At 37.6% G+C, this 19,732-nt stretch carries 22 protein-coding genes; 18 read left to right on the forward strand and 4 right to left on the reverse strand.

Annotated features, from left to right (window positions below):
• Nucleotides 1-379: 379 nt before the first annotated feature.
• Nucleotides 380-592, forward strand: coding sequence for a helix-turn-helix transcriptional regulator (locus KYH19_RS23870; protein WP_121287773.1), 213 nt, complete (start codon nucleotides 380-382; stop codon nucleotides 590-592).
• Between the two features lie 251 nt (nucleotides 593-843).
• A complete protein-coding gene (locus KYH19_RS23875; RefSeq protein ID WP_219077040.1) occupies nucleotides 844-1,431 on the forward strand; it encodes a YceI family protein in 588 nt (195 codons plus the stop codon).
• Nucleotides 1,432-2,505: 1,074 nt separating this feature from the next.
• On the opposite strand, the gene KYH19_RS23880 is transcribed toward KYH19_RS23875, so the two are convergent.
• Nucleotides 2,506-3,273 (reverse strand): MBL fold metallo-hydrolase, encoded by a 768-nt coding sequence (locus KYH19_RS23880; RefSeq protein WP_219077041.1) that lies wholly within the window; start codon nucleotides 3,271-3,273, stop codon nucleotides 2,506-2,508.
• Between the two features lie 278 nt (nucleotides 3,274-3,551).
• Between KYH19_RS23880 and recJ the strand changes: the two genes are divergently transcribed.
• The 10 genes from recJ (at nucleotide 3,552) to KYH19_RS23930 (ending at nucleotide 11,782) form a co-directional block, all read left to right on the forward strand.
• On the forward strand, nucleotides 3,552-5,252 hold the full coding sequence (recJ, locus tag KYH19_RS23885; RefSeq protein ID WP_219077042.1) for a single-stranded-DNA-specific exonuclease RecJ: 1,701 nt from the start codon (nucleotides 3,552-3,554) through the stop codon (nucleotides 5,250-5,252).
• Between the two features lie 89 nt (nucleotides 5,253-5,341).
• Nucleotides 5,342-6,082, forward strand: coding sequence for an LPS export ABC transporter ATP-binding protein (lptB, locus tag KYH19_RS23890; RefSeq protein ID WP_090502159.1), 741 nt, complete (start codon nucleotides 5,342-5,344; stop codon nucleotides 6,080-6,082).
• Nucleotides 6,083-6,250: 168 nt separating this feature from the next.
• Complete coding sequence (locus KYH19_RS23895; RefSeq protein WP_219077043.1) at nucleotides 6,251-7,768, forward strand: GH3 auxin-responsive promoter family protein; 1,518 nt, start codon at nucleotides 6,251-6,253, stop codon at nucleotides 7,766-7,768.
• Nucleotides 7,769-8,083: 315 nt separating this feature from the next.
• Nucleotides 8,084-8,488, forward strand: a complete 405-nt coding sequence (locus KYH19_RS23900; RefSeq protein ID WP_219077044.1) for a hypothetical protein — start codon at nucleotides 8,084-8,086, stop codon at nucleotides 8,486-8,488.
• Nucleotides 8,489-9,115: a DUF2306 domain-containing protein gene (locus KYH19_RS23905; protein WP_255562516.1), complete on the forward strand. Its 627-nt coding sequence runs from the start codon at nucleotides 8,489-8,491 to the stop codon at nucleotides 9,113-9,115.
• A gap of 18 nt (nucleotides 9,116-9,133) precedes the next feature.
• Nucleotides 9,134-10,018, forward strand: a complete 885-nt coding sequence (locus tag KYH19_RS23910) for a YARHG domain-containing protein (RefSeq protein ID WP_219077045.1) — start codon at nucleotides 9,134-9,136, stop codon at nucleotides 10,016-10,018.
• Between the two features lie 17 nt (nucleotides 10,019-10,035).
• The gene (locus KYH19_RS23915) at nucleotides 10,036-10,464 is read left to right on the forward strand and encodes a YkvA family protein (RefSeq protein ID WP_219077046.1); all 429 of its coding nucleotides are present in this window, start codon (nucleotides 10,036-10,038) and stop codon (nucleotides 10,462-10,464) included.
• Nucleotides 10,448-10,768: a DUF2752 domain-containing protein gene (locus tag KYH19_RS23920; protein WP_219077047.1), complete on the forward strand. Its 321-nt coding sequence runs from the start codon at nucleotides 10,448-10,450 to the stop codon at nucleotides 10,766-10,768. The genes KYH19_RS23915 and KYH19_RS23920 overlap by 17 nt, the downstream gene beginning before the upstream one ends.
• Before the next feature lie 8 nt (nucleotides 10,769-10,776).
• A complete protein-coding gene (locus KYH19_RS23925; protein ID WP_207908514.1) occupies nucleotides 10,777-11,274 on the forward strand; it encodes a CCC motif membrane protein in 498 nt (165 codons plus the stop codon).
• Between the two features lie 97 nt (nucleotides 11,275-11,371).
• Nucleotides 11,372-11,782 (forward strand): BrxA/BrxB family bacilliredoxin, encoded by a 411-nt coding sequence (locus KYH19_RS23930; protein ID WP_025145566.1) that lies wholly within the window; start codon nucleotides 11,372-11,374, stop codon nucleotides 11,780-11,782.
• A 277-nt stretch (nucleotides 11,783-12,059) separates the two neighbouring features.
• Here KYH19_RS23930 and cdaA read toward each other — a convergent pair whose 3' ends face one another.
• Complete coding sequence (gene cdaA, locus KYH19_RS23935; protein WP_121287783.1) at nucleotides 12,060-12,851, reverse strand: diadenylate cyclase CdaA; 792 nt, start codon at nucleotides 12,849-12,851, stop codon at nucleotides 12,060-12,062.
• Nucleotides 12,852-12,970: 119 nt separating this feature from the next.
• Nucleotides 12,971-13,822, reverse strand: coding sequence for a dihydropteroate synthase (gene folP, locus KYH19_RS23940; RefSeq protein WP_219077048.1), 852 nt, complete (start codon nucleotides 13,820-13,822; stop codon nucleotides 12,971-12,973).
• Between the two features lie 99 nt (nucleotides 13,823-13,921).
• Between folP and KYH19_RS23945 the strand changes: the two genes are divergently transcribed.
• The 5 genes from KYH19_RS23945 to KYH19_RS23965 are packed head-to-tail and all read left to right on the forward strand — an operon-like array spanning nucleotide 13,922 to nucleotide 17,687.
• Complete coding sequence (locus KYH19_RS23945; RefSeq protein ID WP_121287840.1) at nucleotides 13,922-14,467, forward strand: DUF1599 domain-containing protein; 546 nt, start codon at nucleotides 13,922-13,924, stop codon at nucleotides 14,465-14,467.
• Between the two features lie 36 nt (nucleotides 14,468-14,503).
• Entirely contained in the window at nucleotides 14,504-15,655 is a 1,152-nt protein-coding gene (locus tag KYH19_RS23950) for a BT_3928 family protein (RefSeq protein ID WP_219077049.1), read from the forward strand.
• Nucleotides 15,656-15,657: 2 nt separating this feature from the next.
• Nucleotides 15,658-16,713, forward strand: coding sequence for an ABC transporter permease (locus tag KYH19_RS23955; protein ID WP_219077050.1), 1,056 nt, complete (start codon nucleotides 15,658-15,660; stop codon nucleotides 16,711-16,713).
• A 3-nt stretch (nucleotides 16,714-16,716) separates the two neighbouring features.
• Entirely contained in the window at nucleotides 16,717-17,163 is a 447-nt protein-coding gene (locus KYH19_RS23960) for a DinB family protein (protein WP_219077051.1), read from the forward strand.
• A gap of 20 nt (nucleotides 17,164-17,183) precedes the next feature.
• Nucleotides 17,184-17,687, forward strand: a complete 504-nt coding sequence (locus KYH19_RS23965) for a shikimate kinase (protein ID WP_219077052.1) — start codon at nucleotides 17,184-17,186, stop codon at nucleotides 17,685-17,687.
• A gap of 107 nt (nucleotides 17,688-17,794) precedes the next feature.
• On the opposite strand, the gene crtD is transcribed toward KYH19_RS23965, so the two are convergent.
• Nucleotides 17,795-19,282 carry a 1-hydroxycarotenoid 3,4-desaturase CrtD gene (gene crtD, locus KYH19_RS23970; RefSeq protein ID WP_219077053.1) on the reverse strand — a complete coding sequence of 496 codons (1,488 nt, stop codon included), beginning with the start codon at nucleotides 19,280-19,282 and terminating at the stop codon, nucleotides 17,795-17,797.
• Nucleotides 19,283-19,474: 192 nt separating this feature from the next.
• Here crtD and rhuM point away from each other — a divergent pair, with 192 nt between their 5' ends.
• Nucleotides 19,475-19,717, forward strand: coding sequence for a RhuM family protein (gene rhuM / locus KYH19_RS23975; protein ID WP_255562646.1), 243 nt, complete (start codon nucleotides 19,475-19,477; stop codon nucleotides 19,715-19,717).
• Nucleotides 19,718-19,732 lie beyond the last annotated feature (15 nt).

Consider the following 19,732-nt stretch of genomic DNA (forward strand, 5'->3'; position numbering starts at 1 on the left):
AAAGCTTGCAGATTTTTTTTTGGAAATGATTGTTGGTTTTTCATAGGGGAGTGCAGTCCTGCCATTCGCTTCAATCTTTTTGTTTTGTAGATTCCCTATTATCGTCATTGCGAGGAGGGACGACGAAGCAATCTTTTACTGTAAGTGCCAACAAAAAGGATTTCCGCTGCTGTCAGGTTTAGGAATGAAAGGTTGTAAGTAAACCAATATTGCAACTGTTACCTCTTTTGCACCTGTAGATAACTGGCATTTAAAAAATCGATAAGTTGGGTATAAAAGAATAACGTATCTGCATTTGATTTGTCATTAGTAAGGTAATGGGTCTTTTTTATATGTTTTAACCTTATTATAAATATTATATTTGGGTTATCTATCAATTATGACTAAAATCAACTATAATAGAATAAAGGCCGCTCTAGCTGAAAAAGGGATTACCAATAAAGAATTGGCTGATGCATTAAAAATTGCACCGGAGACCGTATCAAGCTGGTGTACGAATACGGCTCAGCCTTCAATTAAAAGACTGTTTGATGTAGCAACATTTTTGGATGTTGAAGCAGGCGAGCTATTGGTTAGCTGGAGAAAGAGATAATATTTAGAGGTTGGAACAACTTTCCATCCTATGCCTTTTTAGGTTTAGCACAAAAACCCTCTACCTTAAACCTTCCGCCTTCTACCTTTCTATTCACATAAAAAAGTAAACAGATTAAACCTTAACACAATCCTGCAGTCAATAGAATGATTTTAAATAAATCAGATTATTTTTGAAAAAACTTAACATAGGTCAACGACAAGAGATTGGTAGTTGATTTATATTTGTATCAAATTTTAAAAAACCAGAAAATGAAATTAAAAATTAGCTCAATTTTTTTATTAGTGGCAGTAGTAGCATTGTCAGCCTTTAAAAACCCAACCAAACCAGTAACTTATACTGTAGATGCAGCAAAATCGACCATCACCTGGATTGGTAAAAAAGTAACAGGTTCTCACAATGGAACAGTAGCTTTACAATCAGGTACATTAGCCGTTAATGGTAAAAGTGTAACTGGTGGTACTTTTGTTATCGATATGACTTCAATTAAAGATGCTGATGGCAGCGCAAAATTAGAAGGACACTTAAAAGCAGACGATTTCTTTGGTACAACTAAATTCCCAACTTCAACTTTCGTAATTACTAAAGTTGCGGGTTCAGGTGCTAATGTAACTGTAACAGGTAATTTAACCATCAAAGGTATCACTAAACCATTAAGCTTCCCTGCAACTGTAACTGTTAATGCAGATGGTACAGCTTCAGCTTTAGCTGGTAAAATCGTTGTAGACAGAACTAAATATGACATCAAATACGGTTCAAAATCATTCTTCGATAGCATTGGCGACAAAGCAATTGACGATAACTTCGAATTGACTGTTAAATTGGTAGCTAAAAAATAATTATTTCCGTCTCGGAAAAAGGAAAGCCTCGACATTTGTTGGGGCTTTTTTTTTAACCGCAAAGTTTTAACCACAGAGTACATTGAGTTTTACACAGAGCAACACAGAGACTCTATAGCTATAAGTACCCAGCTCTGTGACCTTTGTGGTAAAAAAGGTGCTATTTTTTGTTTAACCGCGAAATGGCGCTAAGTTTTTACCACTGAGTGCATTGAGCTTAACACAGAGGAACACAGAGACTTTATAGCTATAGGTACCAAGCTCTGTGAACTTTGTGCCCTTCCTCTGTGACCTTTGTGGTAAAAAAGGTGCTATTTTTTGTTTAACCGCGAAATGGCGCTAAGTTTTTACCACTGAGTGCATTGAGCTTAACACAGAGGAACACAGAGACTTTATAGCTATAGGTACCCAGCTCTGTGAACTTTGTGCCCTTCCTCTGTGACCTTTGTGGTAAAAAAGGTGCTATTTTTTGTTTAAACGCGAAGGGGCGCTAAGTTTTACCACCGAGTGCATTGAGTTTTAAACAGAGCAACACAGAGACTCTATAGTTATAAGCACCCAGCTCTGTGAACTTTGTGCCTTTCTCCGTAGCCTTTGTGGTGAAAAAGGTGCTATTTTTTATTTAAACGCGAAGTGGCGCAAAGTTTTAACCACAGAGTACATTGAGTTTTACACAGAGCAACACAGAGACTCTATAGCTATAAGCACCCAACTCTGTGTACTTTGTGCCCTTCCTCTGTGACCTTTGTGGTAAAAAAGGTGCTATTTTTTATTTAAACGCGAAGTGGCGCAAAGTTTTAACCACAGAGTACATTGAGTTTTACACAGAGCAACACAGAGACTCTATAGCTATAAGTACCCAGCTCTGTGACCTTTGTGGTAAAAAAGGTGCTATTTTTTGTTTAACCGCGAAATGGCGCTAAGTTTTTACCACTAAGTGCATTGAGCTTAACACAGAGGGGTACAGAGTTTAAGTATAGATATGTACCCAGCTCTGTGTACTTTGTGCCTTTCTCCGTGGCCTTTGTGGTAAAAAAGCAACTCTGCGTGCTTTGTGGTAAAAAACGGGTTGGCTTATCTAATCCTGAATCCGCCTTCAACAACATTAACAAAACCAGTTGCGGCGCTTTTGCCATGGTAGAACAAACACTCCCAGTTTTCTTCGGCTGCTCTCTTTCCAAATTCTTTTCTTAATTCCATCGCCTTGCGACCGTCGAAATCGTATTTGGCAATAAAGTTTTTAACAAGTTCTTCAGGTTCAGGCAAAACATCGCCACCAAAAAATACCTTTTGATTACCTTCTGTTAAAAGAAAAACCTGGTGATTTGGACAGTGTGCCCCTGTAAATTCGTAAGCAATAGTTTCATCCAATGCACCATCGCCCTCAACAAACTTCAATTGTGCATTACGTTGTACAAAATCGAAAATATCGGTGTGGTAAGACGATGAAGTGCTGCTAAATGCCGTTTCCCATTCTCCACGGTTAATCACGTACTCTGCATCAGGAAAACTTAATTCAACTTTATCATTTCCTTGCTTGTGGATCATGCCACCAGAATGGTCATAATGTAAGTGAGACATTAAAACTTTAGTTATATCAGTAGGATCGAAACCTGCATTACGGATATTTTTATGTAAAATCAGCTCGCCGTGGTCATCACTAAAACCTAAACCCGTATCAAAAAGTACGAGGTTGTTTTTCAGTTCAACCAAAAAAGGCTGAACATTGATGAATAATGAAGCAGGTCTGTCTTTATAACTATGAATAGCAGGGTCGAAAGGCACAAATTTCTTTGATGCATCAACCGAATAGGTTCCTTCGAAGAGGGTGTGAACTTGCAAAATATGAATCTTTTAATGTTTATACAAAGGTAACAATCTAAACCTGAGTATTTGTTTTGGTAAAAGCCTGGATACTTCCTTTTTTTGTAAAATAGCATATTTAAATTTCTCTCTTGAACCTCTGAATTATAATTTCCCATTCGCTATTCTCATTGCAGAAAGGTATTTCGAAGTAAAACCTAACTTTTTGTATTTAAATGCTTTGTACAATAGCACATTAAAGTTTACCACCAGCGTATTCAATTAAAATGTATATTTACTGTTCGGAGACAGAATAAATGGAAAAAAGATGGGTACTGGCATCAGATTGTAATGATGATACGGTAGCAAAAATAGCAGAACAACTTAACATTGACCGATCACTTGCACAGATCCTCGTGCAGCGGAATATCTGTGATTTTGATCAGGCGAAAGATTTCTTCAGACCAGATCTTCATCACCTTCATGATCCTTTTTTAATGAAGGATATGGATGTTGCAATCGCCCGTATCGAAACTGCATTAGCAACACATGAAAAAATATTGATCTATGGCGATTACGATGTGGATGGTACAACTTCTGTAGCACTGGCCTTCAGTTTCTTTTCGCAGCTCACTAAAAATATAGAATATTATATCCCCGATCGCTACCTGGAAGGTTATGGCATTTCTACTGCTGGAATTGACTACGCTAGCGAAAATGGATTCTCGTTAATTATAGCATTAGATTGTGGAATAAAATCGATCGATAAAATCGATTATGCCAATACTTTAGGCGTCGATTTCATTATCTGCGATCACCATTTACCTGGAGATGAACTGCCTCAGGCTATTGCCGTTTTAGATCCTAAACGTTCAGACTGTCCATATCCTTTTAAAGAACTGGCCGGCTGCGGGATCGGTTTTAAACTGGCACAGGCCTATGCACAAAAACATGGACTAGCAAAAGAAACTTACCTCCAGTATCTTGATTTAGTAATGGTGAGCATCGCGGCCGATATCGTTCCTGTAGTAGGGGAGAACAGAATTTTAGCTTATTATGGGCTTAAAAAACTCAACTCCAATCCTTGCGAAGGCTTACGGGCCTTAATGGAAGTTTCAGGCAAAACGGAAAATTATACCATTACTGATGTGGTTTTCACATTAGGTCCGCGGATTAATGCTGCTGGCAGAATAGACCACGCTAAACATGCCGTTGCTATGCTACTCTGCCAGGTAGATAGTAACTCACTGGAGCAAAGCGAACTCATCAACCTTAAAAATACAGAACGCAAAACCTACGATCAGGACATTACCCGTGAAGCTTTGGCTTTAATTGGCGAAAGTGATATCCTGATTAACAAAAAAACGACTGTCGTTTTTAACGAGAACTGGCATAAAGGGGTTATCGGGATTGTAGCTTCGCGTTTAACTGAAAAGTATTATCGCCCAACGATTGTATTAACAAAGTCTAACGGACATGTAGCAGGTTCTTGCCGGTCGGTAGTTGGTTTTGATTTATACGAGGCCTTAAGTGGTTGCGCTCATTTATTAGATCAGTATGGCGGGCATAAATTTGCTGCAGGCTTAACCATGCAACAACACAATGTAGATGCCTTTGTTGATAAGTTTGAAGAAATTGTGGCAGCAAGCATCACAGAAGAGCTGCTTACACCAATGATCAGGATTGACGCCGAAATTGAACTGGCGCAGATAGATGGCAAGTTTTACAGGGTTTTATCACAGATGGGGCCATTCGGGCCAGAAAATATGGCACCTATATTTGTTACCCATAACGTATATCTCGCACAGCATGCCATGGCAGTTGGCCAAAATCATTTAAAAATTAATATAAAACAACAAAATTCGCCTATTTTTGAAGGCATTGCTTTCGGGCTGGCCGAATTTCAAAACCTTTTACAACCAAAAGTACCTTTTTCGGTTTGTTATACGTTAGAAGAAAACGTATGGAAAGATAAGAAGCGTTTGCAGTTAAATATTAAAGGAATAAAAGTTAATTAACTATAAAATAAATTCGTCATGCTGAACTTGTTTCAGCATCTAATTAGAAAGATCCTGAACTAAATTCAGGATGACGGAGCAATCAATATATGATATTAAAAGCCGAAAATCTGGTCAAAAAATACAAACAGCGTACTGTTGTAAACAACGTTTCCTTTAACGTAAGTCAAGGAGAAATTGTTGGACTTTTAGGCCCGAATGGAGCAGGGAAAACAACTTCCTTTTACATGATCGTAGGTTTGATCAAACCAAATGAAGGCCGCATTTTCTTAGAGGAAGAAGACATTACCGAAGATCCGATGTACCGCAGGGCGCAAAAAGGAATTGGTTATTTAGCTCAGGAAGCATCTGTTTTTAGAAAACTTACTGTAGAAGATAATATCCTGGCCATTTTGGAAATGAGTAAATTGACGAAGGAAGAACAGCGAGATAAACTCGAAGAACTGATCAACGAGTTTAGTTTACACAAAGTGCGTAAAAACCGTGGCGATTTATTGTCAGGAGGTGAACGCCGTCGCACGGAAATTGCCCGTGCTCTGGCCGCAAATCCTAATTTTATTTTATTGGATGAACCATTTGCAGGGGTAGATCCAATTGCTGTAGAAGAAATTCAGAGTATTGTCGCCAAACTGAAACATAAAAATATTGGAATCTTAATTACCGATCACAACGTGCAGGAAACACTGTCGATTACCGATAGGGCATACTTGCTTTTTGAAGGGAAAATTTTAGAACAAGGTGTTCCTGAAGTTTTGGCTGAAAACGAAATGGTTAGAAAAGTGTATTTAGGGTCGAATTTCGTATTGAAACGTAAGAAATTTGATGTTTAATAATATTCAACAAACAATATTTAAATTAGAGTGTTGCCTATTTGCGACGTTAAACCAAAAGCTATAAAATTTTACTGTGTATAAAAATCTCTGTTTATCCCCGTTAAACCAAGGGGCAGATGTGAAAATCTGTGGCAACATGATGCCAGTTAATTCTAACATTTAAAGATGGCATTTGTAAATTCAATTTTTACCTGGTTAATGAAAAAGCGGATCCACCAGATCGAACTTTTTATGAAATATCCCCATGATGTTCAGGAAGAGTGGTTCCATAATTTGATTGATAGTGCCGAAAATACCGAATGGGGCAAGTTGTACGATTATAAATCGATCTTAACTCCACAACAATACCAGGAGCGTGTTCCGATTCAAAACTACGATACCTTAAAGCCTTACATTGAGCGCATGCTTAATGGCGAACAGAACATCCTATGGCCATCTGATGTCAAATGGTTTGCAAAATCATCAGGTACCACGAGTGATAGAAGTAAATTTATCCCGGTTTCTCCGGAATCTTTGGAAGAATGCCATTTTAAAGGTGGCAAGGACATGCTTTCCATTTATTGCAATAACCGCCCGGATAACCAGATGTTTACCGGAAAAGGTTTGGTTTTAGGTGGCAGCCATCAGGTTAACCAGTTAAACGAAGATTGTTTTTATGGCGATTTATCGGCTGTACTGATTAAAAACCTGCCAATTTGGGCTGAATATTACCGTACGCCTGATATGTCTATCGCTTTGATGGACAATTACGAAATCAAGATGGATAGAATGGCTGAAGCCACCATAAATGAAAATGTGACCAGTATTTCGGGCGTACCCACCTGGACTATCGTATTGGCTAAAAAAGTGCTGGAACTTACCGGAAAGCAAAATTTACTGGAGGTTTGGCCAAATTTAGAATTATATATCCACGGAGCAGTAAATTTCGCGCCTTATCGTGAACAGTTTAAACAGCTGATTCCGTCCGCCGACATGTATTATCTGGAAACTTACAATGCGTCCGAAGGATTTTTCGGTATTCAGGACCAGGATAACTCAGAAGAAATGTTGCTGATGCTGGATTACGGTATTTTCTACGAATTTGTTCCGATGGAAAACATTGGAGAAGAGAATCCTAAGGCTTTGTTGCTGGGCGAAGTAGAACTGCATAAAAACTACGCTATTGTGATTTCTACCAATGGTGGCTTATGGCGTTACATGATCGGCGATACCATTCAATTTACTTCTCTTTCTCCCTACCGCATTAAAATTACAGGACGTACCAAACACTTTATCAATGCTTTTGGCGAAGAAGTGATTATTGATAATGCAGAACAGGCCCTAACTAAAGCCTGCCAGGAAACTGGTGCCGAAATAAAAGATTATACCGCCGGACCAATCTATTTTAAAGATGAAAAAGCCGGAGGGCATGAGTGGATCATCGAATTTGATAAACAGCCTAGCGATTTTGAAAAGTTCGTTGATATTATGGACAATACACTCCGCGAAGTAAACTCCGATTATGATGCCAAACGCTTTAAGGATATGGCACTGGCCCGTCCTAAAGTACATAATGCGCCCGCAAATACTTTCTATAATTGGTTAAAAGCAAAAGATAAACTAGGCGGACAGCATAAAGTACCACGTTTAGCTAATGAGCGAAAATATGTTGATGATATTCTGGATATGATGAAATCTTCTTAAATTTTAAAAAAAAACTCATTTAGGCGTGTTGGTCTGAGGGATATTTATTGTATACATTAATATAAACGGCAGATGGATAAAGAAGGTGAATTGGCCCGAAATATCGTCATTTCGACCGCAGTGAAGAAATCTTTTAAATTTGATTTCAATAACCTTTGGTAAATAGATCTCTCCATTTCGCTGCGCTACATCCGATAACTATCGGGTCGAGATGACGACTATCCTGTTGTCTGTAGATGTTAGTTTGTCGAAGACCTTTTAAGTCAATTGTAAGTTTAGTTTGATATTTTTTATATTTATTAACGTTAATCGATCATGAAGAATTTACTCTTTTTTTTTATTCTGACGTCATCAATATACCAATCAAAAGCTCAGGTAAAGGAAAGTCATAAGGCACAGATTGCCTATAAAATTGTAGAAACTTCTCCGCGCTGCAAACAGCTAACTAAAGGCTTGTACGAAAGGATTGTTAAAAATGGTGGCACATCTTATGGTATTATGCTCGAGAGTAGCCCTAACCCTAAAACCGATCCATCGCAGGAATACTCAAAAACCTATAATTTTAACCTTCACGAAAGTTATGCCGATAGGATGCCTATTCTTGCGAGGTTTGTATTTGACCCAAAAAAGCAACAGCTTTACGAAGAAGATGTAGTAAACAATAAACTGATTGCAATCGCTTTCGATAAAAAGTTATTGACGCTTTTTAATCAAAAATAGATGAAAAGTATCAGCTATAAACAGGTGGCCTGGCTATTGTTTTTTGCCTATTTTTTTATGCTGATGGTGCAGATTACTTTGCGTTACATTCCGCTGAGTAGTGAAGTATCTTTTCTGCAAATTAAACAAACCGAAGTATCAAATATCAAAGCTTATCTCCCTATATTTTATGTGCACGTTTACAGTGCTATATTTATATTATTGGCTGGTTTTACGCAGTTTAATCCTGAAATTTTATCCAGGTATCCGAAGATACACAAATGGTTAGGCTATTTATACGCGGGTTTTGTATTGTTCCTTGCTGCACCATCTGGCATTTTTATGGGCTATTTTGCAAATGGAGGCTTAATAGCTAAAACTTCATTTGTTATTTTGGGAGTTTTATGGTTCTGGTTTACATTGAAGGCCATTTTGCTTATCTTGAAAAGAAAAGTAACGGTCCATAAAAAGTTTATGTACCGCAGTTTTGCCCTGGCAGCTTCAGCCATCACTTTAAGGTTGTGGAAAGTTATTTTAGTATATTTATTCCACCCGGCACCGATGGATGTTTATCAGATTATTGCCTGGCTCGGCTGGATCCCCAATTTATTGATCGCCGAATGGCTGATTAAAAAGAAAATTCTTTAATCTATTAAAAAAACATAAATGAAAAAAGTCTTATTATTCGCGCTGATCCCTTTTTTGATGTTATCCTGTAGAGATACTAAGAAAACCAATACCACAAAAAATACTACGGTAGCCCAACAGGAAATACATAAAGAACTTTATGGTTTTTGGGTCGGCGATTTTTACACTAAAGAAGAGTTGGAATATGATGGCGATATGCAGGGTTCTTTAGATAAACTGAATATCAACATTAAAAAAATTACTAAGGATACCGTAATTGCACAGAGCGTTGTGGCGGGGAACAGCCGGCCATTATTGGGTAAACTATCAGAAGATGGAAGTAAAATCACTTTTATTTTAGATGAACCCGGTAGCCATAAGTACGATGGGAAGTTTGAAATTACCCTGGTTGGCGATACCCTAATCGGCAAATGGAATGCCTATAATAAAGAGCTTAAATGGCCTGAAAAAGAATTTAAATTATTAAAAAAGAAATTCGAATACAATGCAAGTTTGATGTTGCCCACAGAAGCGAGCTACGTAGATTGGAGCGAGCATAAAATGATAAAAAGAGTGGATACAGCAGAAGATGGAAGAGTAGATACGCTCGAGGCTAATCCTTTTTACAGAAGTGCATCCGATCAGATTTTTAAATTAAATGCTTCTACCAATCTGCTTAAAGAAGACGATGTAAAGAATTTAAGGAAATTAGACTTACAGATTATTAAAAATACCATTTTCGCCAGACATGGTTACGTCTTTAAAAAACCAACTTTCAGAAATTTTTTCGATCCTGTAGAATGGTATGTCCCTGTTAAAAACAACGTTGATGATGATTTAACGTCGATAGAAAATAAAAATATCAAGTTATTAGATCGCTTTACCAAATATGCGGAAGACAATTATGATGCTTTTGGCCGTTAATTTGTAAAGTATTAATTATGAAACTGAATAGGGATAAAATACTCGGATTTTTTAAGAAATCGCAAAGCAAAGCCTCTGTAATCTTAAGTGATAAAACCAAAGCCAGCAATACCATTAAAGATGCGCTTGGTAAGGCGGTAACCAATAAAGGTGATTTGGAAGGAGTTTGGACCAAACTGGTATTGTTGTTTGCGGTATCTAAAGATTATGTGAATGGCGATTATACCGAAATTCCTAAAAGATCAATTATTGCCATTTTAGGAGGACTGATTTATTTCTTATCTCCTATTGATGTGATTCCGGATTTTGTACCTGTTTTAGGTTTCATTGATGACATCTATATCTTAAATCTGGTATACAGGCAGGTGCTCAAAGACCTGGAAAAATATAAAGTCTGGAAAGATGCCCAGGGAAAAATAATAGATTTAGATGGCTCAACCACATAAAAGTTTTTTAGACTGGTTGGGCGAGCATCTTTTCAGTTGTCCGTTTAAAACCCATTTCGGGATCGATTGTCCGGGTTGTGGCTTGCAACGCTCAGTTTTAGCATTATTTCGTGGCGATTTAATCGCATCATTCAAGTTTTACCCTGCAACAATCCCGCTTATCTTTGTTATAATATTCACCATTGTGCATCTTAAGGTTGATTTTAAGTTTGGTGCACAGCTAATAAAAATCGTTTTTGCAGGGGTTGCAGTAATTATTTTAATCAATTACATTTACAAAATATACACTCACCAATTTATCTAAATATACCTATGTCAGAAGAACAGGAAAATCCTCAAGAAAATAGACCTATAGATCTTTCAAAGAATCAAAATCCCGAACCAGCCCCTTTTCAGCCACTTGATCAGGGACCTGCAACGCCACCACCTTTCCAACAACCGCCGCCATTTCAGCAGCCACCACCGTTTGGCCAGTTTGGAGGGGGAGGTTTTGGTCAGCAGAACTTACCAAATGCTACAGCTTCTCTCGTATTGGGTATTTTAGCGATCCCAGCTTGTTGTTTCTACGGGATATTTGGAGTGATATTTGGTGTAATTGCATGGATATTAGGTGCTGGTGATATGAAAAAATATCAGCTTAACCCGGGTTTATACACAGAATCATCATATAAAAATGCAAAAGCAGGTAAAATCTGCGGAATGATTGCGACTATTTTAAGTGTGTTATTTATCGTGATCGTTGTATTAATGATAGCTGGAGCAATTACTAATCCTCAAATGTTTGATAACTTTATCAAAGGTTTGAAATAGATCATTAATTTTACCTTAAAAATATAAATCGGATGGCGCATGCCATTCGATTTTCTTATTTTTGTACTATTGATATTGTAAAATAAAAACTAAGATAATGTATCCAGAATATTTAGTAGAGCCAATGCGTAAGGAATTAACTAACGTTGGTTTTCAAGAGTTAAAAAATGCAGCAGACGTAGATCAGGCTATTAAAGGCGAAGGAACTGTGTTGGTTGTGGTGAACTCAGTTTGTGGTTGCGCAGCAGCAAATGCGCGTCCGGCAGCTCGCGCAGCAGCCGCACACGAAAAACATCCTGATAAATTGGTTACTGTTTTTGCAGGCATGGAAAAAGAAGCTGTAGATCAGGCTAGAAATTATATGATGCCTTTTCCTCCATCATCTCCGGCAATGGCTTTGTTTAAAGATGGTAAATTGGTTCATATGATCGAGCGCCACCAGATTGAAGGCAGACCAGCACAGATGATTGCGGATAACCTGATCGGTGCTTTTGAACAATATTGCTAACATTTAATCACAGCTTGTTGGCTTACACCGATAGGTGATTCTTAAAATTATATTGAAAAGGTGAATGGAAACATTCGCCTTTTTATATTTATGAGTTTCGTTAATTTGTCATCCTGAATGCAATGAAGGATCTAAATAGAGACAATATATACGTAAATAATTAGATCTGTATTATTATATTTTAAGGTTCCGTGTATTCAGTTAGAGATTCTTCACTGCGTTCAGAATGACAACACTCTTATCTGTGTAATCATTTAAAATCACCTTAATCGGTGCATTAAAAATCCTTATTCAGCAACTTCTCCAGTTCTCCGAAAGAAACATTCATTCTTACCCTTCCTTGTTTGGCATATGATATTTCTCCGGTTTCTTCTGATATAATTACCGCAACAGCATCAGTTGTTTCTGAAACACCAATACCTGCACGGTGCCTTAATCCAAATTGGGAAGGTAACTGGTCGTTATCAGTTAAAGGCAAAATACAGCTGGCACTTTTAATTCTGTTTTCTGAGATCACTACGGCACCATCGTGTAGTGGACTGTTTTTCTGGAAGATACTTTCCAGCAAACGTTTCGATATTTTGGAGTCAACAAATTCGCAGCTATTGGCAAAAAATTGTTCGTCGTAAAATTTAACGAATACGATTAATGCCCCTGTACGTGTTTTCTTCATGCTTTTACAGGCGTCGATAATTGGTTTTATTCGCGTTAAATTATTCCTTTCAATTTCTTTCCGGCCAAATAAATAACCCCACCACGCTTTATTTTTTTGTAAAAAAGCATTTTTCCCGATCAGTAAAAGGAAGCGCCTGATCTCCGGGTGGAAAATTACGATCAATGCAATAATCCCCACGCTCATAAACTTTTCTATGATTGCGGTCAATAACTCCATGTGTAAAGCCTTTACTATCCAGTAAAAAACTGTAATAATAAACATTCCAACAAGCAGGTTAACAGCTAGTGTATTGCGGATTAGGGTATAAACGTAGTAAATTAATAAGGCCACCAAAATAATATCAACGATATCAGTTGGCGATACTTTAAGGAAGTCAAAATCAAAACCTTTCATTAGTGGCAAGATAGCAAAACGGATTTCAGTTTACAATATTAGGTTAATTGTTTAAAGCTGTTAATTGTAGATAAAATATTATAGATGTACAGAAACGCTAACCGCTATGCGCCAGCCGCTCAACCTAACCTCTCCACCAACCGCACACACTCTACCGCTTCCTTAACATCATGTACCCTTAAAATACCTGCGCCTTTTTGCAGCGCAATGGTATTAAGTACAGAAGTTCCGTTCAGGGCCTCTGCTGCTGAAGTTCCAAGCGTTTTATAAATCATTCCTTTACGTGAAAAACCGACTAAAATGGGCAATTTGAAAATTTTAAAAGCCTCCATTTGCCTGAGCAACTCGTAATTATGTTCGGTCGTTTTTCCGAAGCCAAAACCAGGATCTATGATTATATCATGGACGCGCAGGGCCTTAAGTGCCGCAACTTTTTTCGCCAGGTAATCGATTACTTCCAGCAATACATTATTATAAACAGGATTTTGATGCATATTTTGAGGAGTTCCCTGCATGTGCATCATCATGTAAGGCACCTGTAGCTTAGCTACTGTCTCGAACATCTGCTCATCCATATCGCCTGCGGCAATGTCGTTAATGATGTGTGCGCCGGCAGAAATGGTTTCCTGAGCAACTTTTGCCCTGAAAGTATCGATAGAAATGACTGCTTCCGGAAATGTTTTTACCAAACTTTCTACCACAGGTACCACACGGTCTATTTCTTCATTGATTGAAATGTCCTTTGCGCCTGGTCTCGATGAGTATCCTCCTATATCAATAAATGTAGCACCTTCATAAAGAAACCGGGCTGCTTTGATTAAAGCCTCGTCTATTGATTTTGTGCGGCTATTGTCGTAAAAAGAATCGGGGGTTATATTTAAAATACCCATCACTTTTGGGCTGCTTAAATCGATCAGTCTACCCTTAATATTTAAGCTTTTTTTGGGCTCAAAAAAGTTTTTTTCTGCCATAATAAACCCTTTCGGGATTTGGGTTTCGCTTTAAAAATGTATCTTTAGCTTTTGTTTTTTCAGAACAAAAATACACTAAAAACTAAATAATTATTGGCTTTGACACAAACAAATACCTCTACCGAGTTTGATGAAGTGATTGCAGTTTGCAGATCATTATTTTTAAAAAAAACTAAAGATTATGGCACTGCTTGGCGGATTTTAAGACCAAGTTCGATTACTGACCAGATTTTTATCAAAGCACAACGCATCCGTACCCTGGAAGAAAAAAAAGTAAGTAAGGTGGGAGAGGGTGTGATTTCTGAATACATTGGGATTATTAATTATTGTGTTATTGCCATGATGCAGCTGGAATTGACCGAAAGCGACCCCAATGAAATGCCCTATGATGAAGTTGAAAAAAGGTTTGTAGAAAAGGTAACAGAAACTAAAGATTTAATGTTTGCTAAAAACCACGATTATGGTGAGGCCTGGCGCGATATGCGCATTAGCTCGTTAACCGACCTGATTTTGATGAAAATATTTAGGGTTAAACAGATAGAAGATAACGAAGGACAGACGCTGGCTTCAGAGGGTGTTAATGCGAATTATCAGGATATGCTGAACTATTCGGTTTTCGCGCTGATCAAACTCGGCGTTAAATAAATAGCATTATAAGCCTTTAAAAAAATAAATATATAGATGCGAAATATACTTTTAAGATTCTCCAGGATTTTTGTCGGTGCTTTATTCATATTTTCAGGATTAATCAAAGCTAACGATCCGCTTGGCTTTGGTTATAAGCTGCAGGAATATTTTGAAGTTTTTCATATGAATTTCCTCAGCGGTATGGCCACAGGTATTGCCATTTTGCTCTGTACTTTGGAAATTGTGCTGGGTGCGTTATTGTTATTGGGTTTCTGGAGTAAAAAAATAGCCTGGGGCTTGTTGTTGCTGATAATCTTTTTTACGCTGTTAACATTTATTTCTGCCGCATTTAAAGTGGTTACCAGCTGCGGTTGTTTTGGCGATGCCATTCCACTAACGCCTTGGCAATCGTTCAGTAAAGACCTGATTCTTTTGGCACTGATTATTGTAGTTTTCTTAAACAAAAACCTCATTCAGCCATTATTTAAAAAAGAAACTACACAAAGAAATATTGCCATCATAGTAACGCTTGTATCCTTAGGTTTTGGGTTATATACTTACAATGTTTTGCCGGTTATTGACTTCCTGCCTTATAAAGTTGGGGCACATCTTCCCTCGTTAATGGTAATCCCTCCGGGAGAAAAGCCTGATGAATTCGAAATCATGTACCACCTCAAGAATAAAAAGACCAAAGAGGAGAAAGATATGAGCGATAAGGCCTATCTTAAAACTGAGATCTGGAAAGATGACAATTGGGAAATTATTGGTGAACCGGCAAAAAGACTGCTTAAAAAAGGCTTTGAGCCTAAAATCAAAGATTTGAACATTACTGATGCTTCAGGCACTGATTATACCAAGGAACTAATTGAAAATCCATACTATAATCTGATTTTTGTGGCTTACGATCTTCATAATACAAATGAGGCAGCTATTGGTAAATTAAATGCACTTGCCATTAATGCTACACAGCAGTTTAATATCCGTACGGTTTTGCTTACTTCCAATTCAGCACAGGATGCTCAGGCGTTTATCAAAAAGAACAACTTGTTTTCTGAAGTGTTTTATGCAGATGCAGTGCCTTTAAAAAGCATGGTAAGGGCAAATCCTGGTGTTTTGTTAATGAAGAATGGTGTGGTGATTAATAAATGGCATTTTCATAATGTGCCGACTTTTGACCAGTTAAGCAGAAAATATTTCGATAAATAAATATGATCGGATACGCACTGAAAAAACTGATGTATGGACTACTGGTAATGGGTGGTGTAATATTGGTTGTTTTTGTGCTGTTTAATATTTTGCCCGGCGATCCTGCAAGGATGACAATGGGGCAGCGAGCCGATGTTCAGTCACTTGAAGCAGTTCGCAAAGAATTTGGTTTAGACCGATCAAAGCCTGTGCAGTTTATTTTATATATTAACGATTTATCTCCAATCAGCATTGTGGATAACAATAGTACCAGTCAGCAGAAATATCATTATGCAAAACTGATTGCTTTTGATAAAAAAGTACTGGCGTTAAAATGGCCCTATCTGCGGAGCTCGTACCAAACCAAACGCGATGTAACTGCAATCCTTTCTGAAACCGTACCAAATACCTTCATCCTTGCTTTAACTGCAATGATTTTTGCAACCATCATTGGTGTGTTTTTGGGTGTGCTATCAGCGGTTTATAAAGATTCATGGATTGATAAATCAGCAAATGCATTTGCCATTTTAGGAATATCTGCACCTTCTTTTTTTGCGGGAATTATTATTGCCTGGCTTTTCGGATTTGTGCTGAGCAACTATACAGGTTTAAAAATGAGTGGCAGCTTATATTCTTACGATCCGTTTAATGGTGAGGTATTGACCCTGAGAAATTTATGGTTACCAATGATAACGCTAGGTTTAAGGCCTTTGGCCATTATAGTGCAGCTTACCAGAAGTGCCATGCTGGATGTTCTGGCGCAGGATTACATCAGGACTGCAAGGGCTAAAGGCTTAAGTAGAAATGCCATAATTTATAAACACGCTTTAAAAAACGCCATGAACCCGGTTATTACCGCTATCTCAGGATGGTTTGCCTCTTTATTGGCGGGTTCTTTTTTTGTAGAGTACATTTTCGGCTATAACGGCTTAGGAAGAACAACGGTAACCGCTTTAGAAATGTCCGATTTTCCCGTTGTAATGGGTTCAATTCTTTTTATCGCTTTCGTATTTGTAGTCATTAATATCCTGGTTGATATTTTATATGCTTATGTCGATCCAAGAGTTAAATTAAGTTAGGTTATGCGAGAGGAAGAAATTATAAATTATACCCAGCTTGCCGATGCCCGCATCATCGAAATATTTAAATTGGCAACCATTGACTTGCCTGATGCAGCACGTTTGTTCAGTCATGTGCTTAATGCACAGCATATTTGGGCACAACGGATTTCTGGCAAAACACCGCTCTATGGGGTTTGGGATATCCACTCAACAGAAGGTTTTGAAAGCCTTTCTTTAGAAAATTTCAGGCTGATCAGGGAAGCATTGAATAATCATCCTTTAGATAAACGGATTTTATATGCTAATACAAGAGGCGATCAATATGAAAACCGCATAGACGAAATTTTATTTCATTTATTTAATCACTCTACTTATCATCGCGGACAGGTTGTAACTTTATTAAAAAAGGCAGGTTTTACTCCACCTGTAACCGATTATATTATGTTAAAACGCGACCATTTGTTATAGGTCGGCTATAAGAACTTTAGATGAAAATTTTCCTTATCGGATATATGGGCTGCGGCAAAAGTACCAAAGCAAAACAATTGGCACAACGCTTAGATTGTCCTGTAATTGACCTGGATGCCGAAATTGTTTCAAAAACTGGTAAAACCATTGCCGAATATTTTGCAGAATTTGGAGAAAGCGGTTTTAGGGATTATGAAAGTGAAATGCTTAAAACCTTTGATTATCCCGAAACCTGTGTGGTGGCTACCGGAGGTGGATTGCCTTGTTTCTTCGATAATATGGAATGGATGAATGCACATGGCGAAACGGTTTACCTGCAAATGGATCCTGCGGCTTTGGTTTCACGTTTACATAACCGCCAGAAGCGTCCGTTGATTAAAGATTTGGATGATGAACAACTCTTGGTATTCATTAAAGAAAAACTTCAGGAGCGCGATCCTTTTTATACTAAAGCGAAAATAATTGTAGATGCATTTGATCTTGATGGAGAGAAGTTAGAGGAAGCGATTAGGGGAAGTCGTTAGGCTGCAGTCCTTAGTCCCGAGTCTTAAATCTGTAGTAGGTTAATCGCTTTAATATAGTTATAGTTCATGAGCTATCGACCATGAACCATTAAACTATTGACCAATGACTAATGAACAACTGAACTAATATCATCATCAATGATCTTGGCCGACAACAATGCCAAAGGAATTCCTCCGCCCGGATGTACACTTCCTCCACAGAAGTATAAATTTTTAACCTTAGAACTGAAGTTGGGGTGTCGTAAAAAAGCAGAAAACTGATTGTTGGAACTGTTGCCATACAAAGAACCCTGATACGATCCGGTTTTGCTTTCGATACTCCGGGGATCCAGGATCTGTTCGCAAATGATATCCTTCTCAATATTCCTGTTCAGAATCCGGCTGATTTTTTTGATAATATTTGTCCTTGACTCCTTAATCAACTGATCCCAGTTTTGTCCCGTATTAGCAGGTACATTAATCATCACAAACCAATTTTCAGCATTTGCAGGCGCATCGCCTCTGAGGTGTTTAGCGCTGATATTTATGTAAACAGTTGGGTCATCGCAAATGGTTTTATCTTTCCAGATGGCATTAAATTCATTTTGGTAGTCTTCACTGAAGAAAATATTATGTAAGCCTAAATCACTGTAGTTCCCATCCATACCCCAGTAAAAAATCAATGCTGAACTGCTGCGTTCCTGGGTTAATGTTTTTTTAGGTTCAGCTATGCCTTTAAGTAAGTTTTTGTAAGTAAACCAGATATCAAGATTAGAGATCACTACCTCTGCTTTGTAGGTTTTATCGTTAACTTTTACCCCGTTTATTTTAGGTTTGTTTTCATTGGTGTATAATATTTCTTCGACTTTTTGGCTGTAATGAAACCTGATGCCCAGTTCTTCAGCCAGCTTAATCAAAGCCTTAACAATACCATACATGCCATCTTTTGGAATAAAAGCGCCAAAATGATATTCAAAATGTGGAATTACATTCAATGTAGCCGGTGCCTGATATGGATTTGATCCATTATAGGTGGCGTAGCGGTTAAAAAGCTGCGTGATCCGCTCATCTTTGAAAAATGATTGATTAGCCCTGGCTTGTGTTCTAAAGGCATCAATCTGGCCAAAATGGAATATTGATTTTAAAGTATCCCAATGCAGGTAACTTTTAAGTTTATGCAAACTCCTTTCTAAAAATACACGATGAGTAACCTCGTAGATGGTCTCGCTCTTTTTAAAAAAATGCCCGACTTCTGCTGCGGTCGAATTGGTTTTTTCTTCTATATCCCTGGCAAATTTATCAAGATCGGAGGTAGCGTTTAACCTTAAACCATCTTCGTAAAAGTAACGGCAAACTTCTTTTAGTTTAATGTACTTAAAATAATCTTCAGGATTTTTTCCAGCCAGTTTAAAAAGTTCAGCCACATATTGCGGCATGGTAAAGAGACTTGGGCCAGCATCGAACCTGAAACCATTTATTTTTATTTCCCCTAGCTTGCCTCCGGGTTTCGAATTGGCTTCAAAAACTTCAACATCATACCCCTTTACAGAGAGGCGAATAGCAGATGCAATTCCTGCAATTCCGGCACCGATAATTATGGCTTTTGGTTTAGGCATAATGCGAAAATAGAATAAATATTTTACTAACTTAAGGCAATGACTAAGGATGAAATTATAATTTACAAAACTGAAGAAGATTTACCTGCAATAAAAGTGGTTTTCGGTAATGATACTCTTTGGCTTACTCAATAGCAGATACAATAGCTTTTTAATAAAACTAAACAGGATATAAGTCTCCACATTAAGAATATATTTAGTGAAAATGAACTTGTAAAAGATTCAGTTGTCAAGGAATCCTTGACAACTGCTTTAGATGGTAAACGTTATAATACATTCTACTATTCACTTGATGTAGTTATTTCTGTAGGCTATCGGGTAAAATCGGTTGAGGGAACGAAATTCAGGATATGGGCCAATCAGATTTTAAAAGATCATCTATTAAATGGATATGCCTTAAATTATAAAAAATTAAAAGAGCAAAGATTAATTTAATCAACTATAAAAATT

It is taken from the genome of Pedobacter sp. D749, from assembly GCF_019317285.1.
Lineage (GTDB): Bacteria > Bacteroidota > Bacteroidia > Sphingobacteriales > Sphingobacteriaceae > Pedobacter.

Excerpts from the sequence above, each read along its gene's own strand:
- KYH19_RS23950 (WP_219077049.1), top strand. The coding sequence starts at position 14,504 with ATGCGAAATATACTTTTAAGATTCTCCAGGATTTTTGTCGGTGCTTTA.
- KYH19_RS23870 (WP_121287773.1), top strand. The coding sequence starts at position 380 with ATGACTAAAATCAACTATAATAGAATAAAGGCCGCTCTAGCTGAAAAA.
- KYH19_RS23960 (WP_219077051.1), top strand. The coding sequence starts at position 16,717 with ATGCGAGAGGAAGAAATTATAAATTATACCCAGCTTGCCGATGCCCGC.
- KYH19_RS23925 (WP_207908514.1), top strand. The coding sequence starts at position 10,777 with ATGTCAGAAGAACAGGAAAATCCTCAAGAAAATAGACCTATAGATCTT.
- lptB (WP_090502159.1), top strand. The coding sequence starts at position 5,342 with ATGATATTAAAAGCCGAAAATCTGGTCAAAAAATACAAACAGCGTACT.
- KYH19_RS23875 (WP_219077040.1), top strand. The coding sequence starts at position 844 with ATGAAATTAAAAATTAGCTCAATTTTTTTATTAGTGGCAGTAGTAGCA.
- cdaA (WP_121287783.1), bottom strand. The coding sequence starts at position 12,851 with ATGAAAGGTTTTGATTTTGACTTCCTTAAAGTATCGCCAACTGATATC.
- KYH19_RS23965 (WP_219077052.1), top strand. The coding sequence starts at position 17,184 with ATGAAAATTTTCCTTATCGGATATATGGGCTGCGGCAAAAGTACCAAA.
- KYH19_RS23900 (WP_219077044.1), top strand. The coding sequence starts at position 8,084 with ATGAAGAATTTACTCTTTTTTTTTATTCTGACGTCATCAATATACCAA.
- KYH19_RS23895 (WP_219077043.1), top strand. The coding sequence starts at position 6,251 with ATGGCATTTGTAAATTCAATTTTTACCTGGTTAATGAAAAAGCGGATC.
- recJ (WP_219077042.1), top strand. The coding sequence starts at position 3,552 with ATGGAAAAAAGATGGGTACTGGCATCAGATTGTAATGATGATACGGTA.
- KYH19_RS23920 (WP_219077047.1), top strand. The coding sequence starts at position 10,448 with ATGGCTCAACCACATAAAAGTTTTTTAGACTGGTTGGGCGAGCATCTT.
- KYH19_RS23930 (WP_025145566.1), top strand. The coding sequence starts at position 11,372 with ATGTATCCAGAATATTTAGTAGAGCCAATGCGTAAGGAATTAACTAAC.
- crtD (WP_219077053.1), bottom strand. The coding sequence starts at position 19,282 with ATGCCTAAACCAAAAGCCATAATTATCGGTGCCGGAATTGCAGGAATT.
- folP (WP_219077048.1), bottom strand. The coding sequence starts at position 13,822 with ATGGCAGAAAAAAACTTTTTTGAGCCCAAAAAAAGCTTAAATATTAAG.
- KYH19_RS23910 (WP_219077045.1), top strand. The coding sequence starts at position 9,134 with ATGAAAAAAGTCTTATTATTCGCGCTGATCCCTTTTTTGATGTTATCC.
- KYH19_RS23955 (WP_219077050.1), top strand. The coding sequence starts at position 15,658 with ATGATCGGATACGCACTGAAAAAACTGATGTATGGACTACTGGTAATG.
- KYH19_RS23905 (WP_255562516.1), top strand. The coding sequence starts at position 8,489 with ATGAAAAGTATCAGCTATAAACAGGTGGCCTGGCTATTGTTTTTTGCC.
- KYH19_RS23915 (WP_219077046.1), top strand. The coding sequence starts at position 10,036 with ATGAAACTGAATAGGGATAAAATACTCGGATTTTTTAAGAAATCGCAA.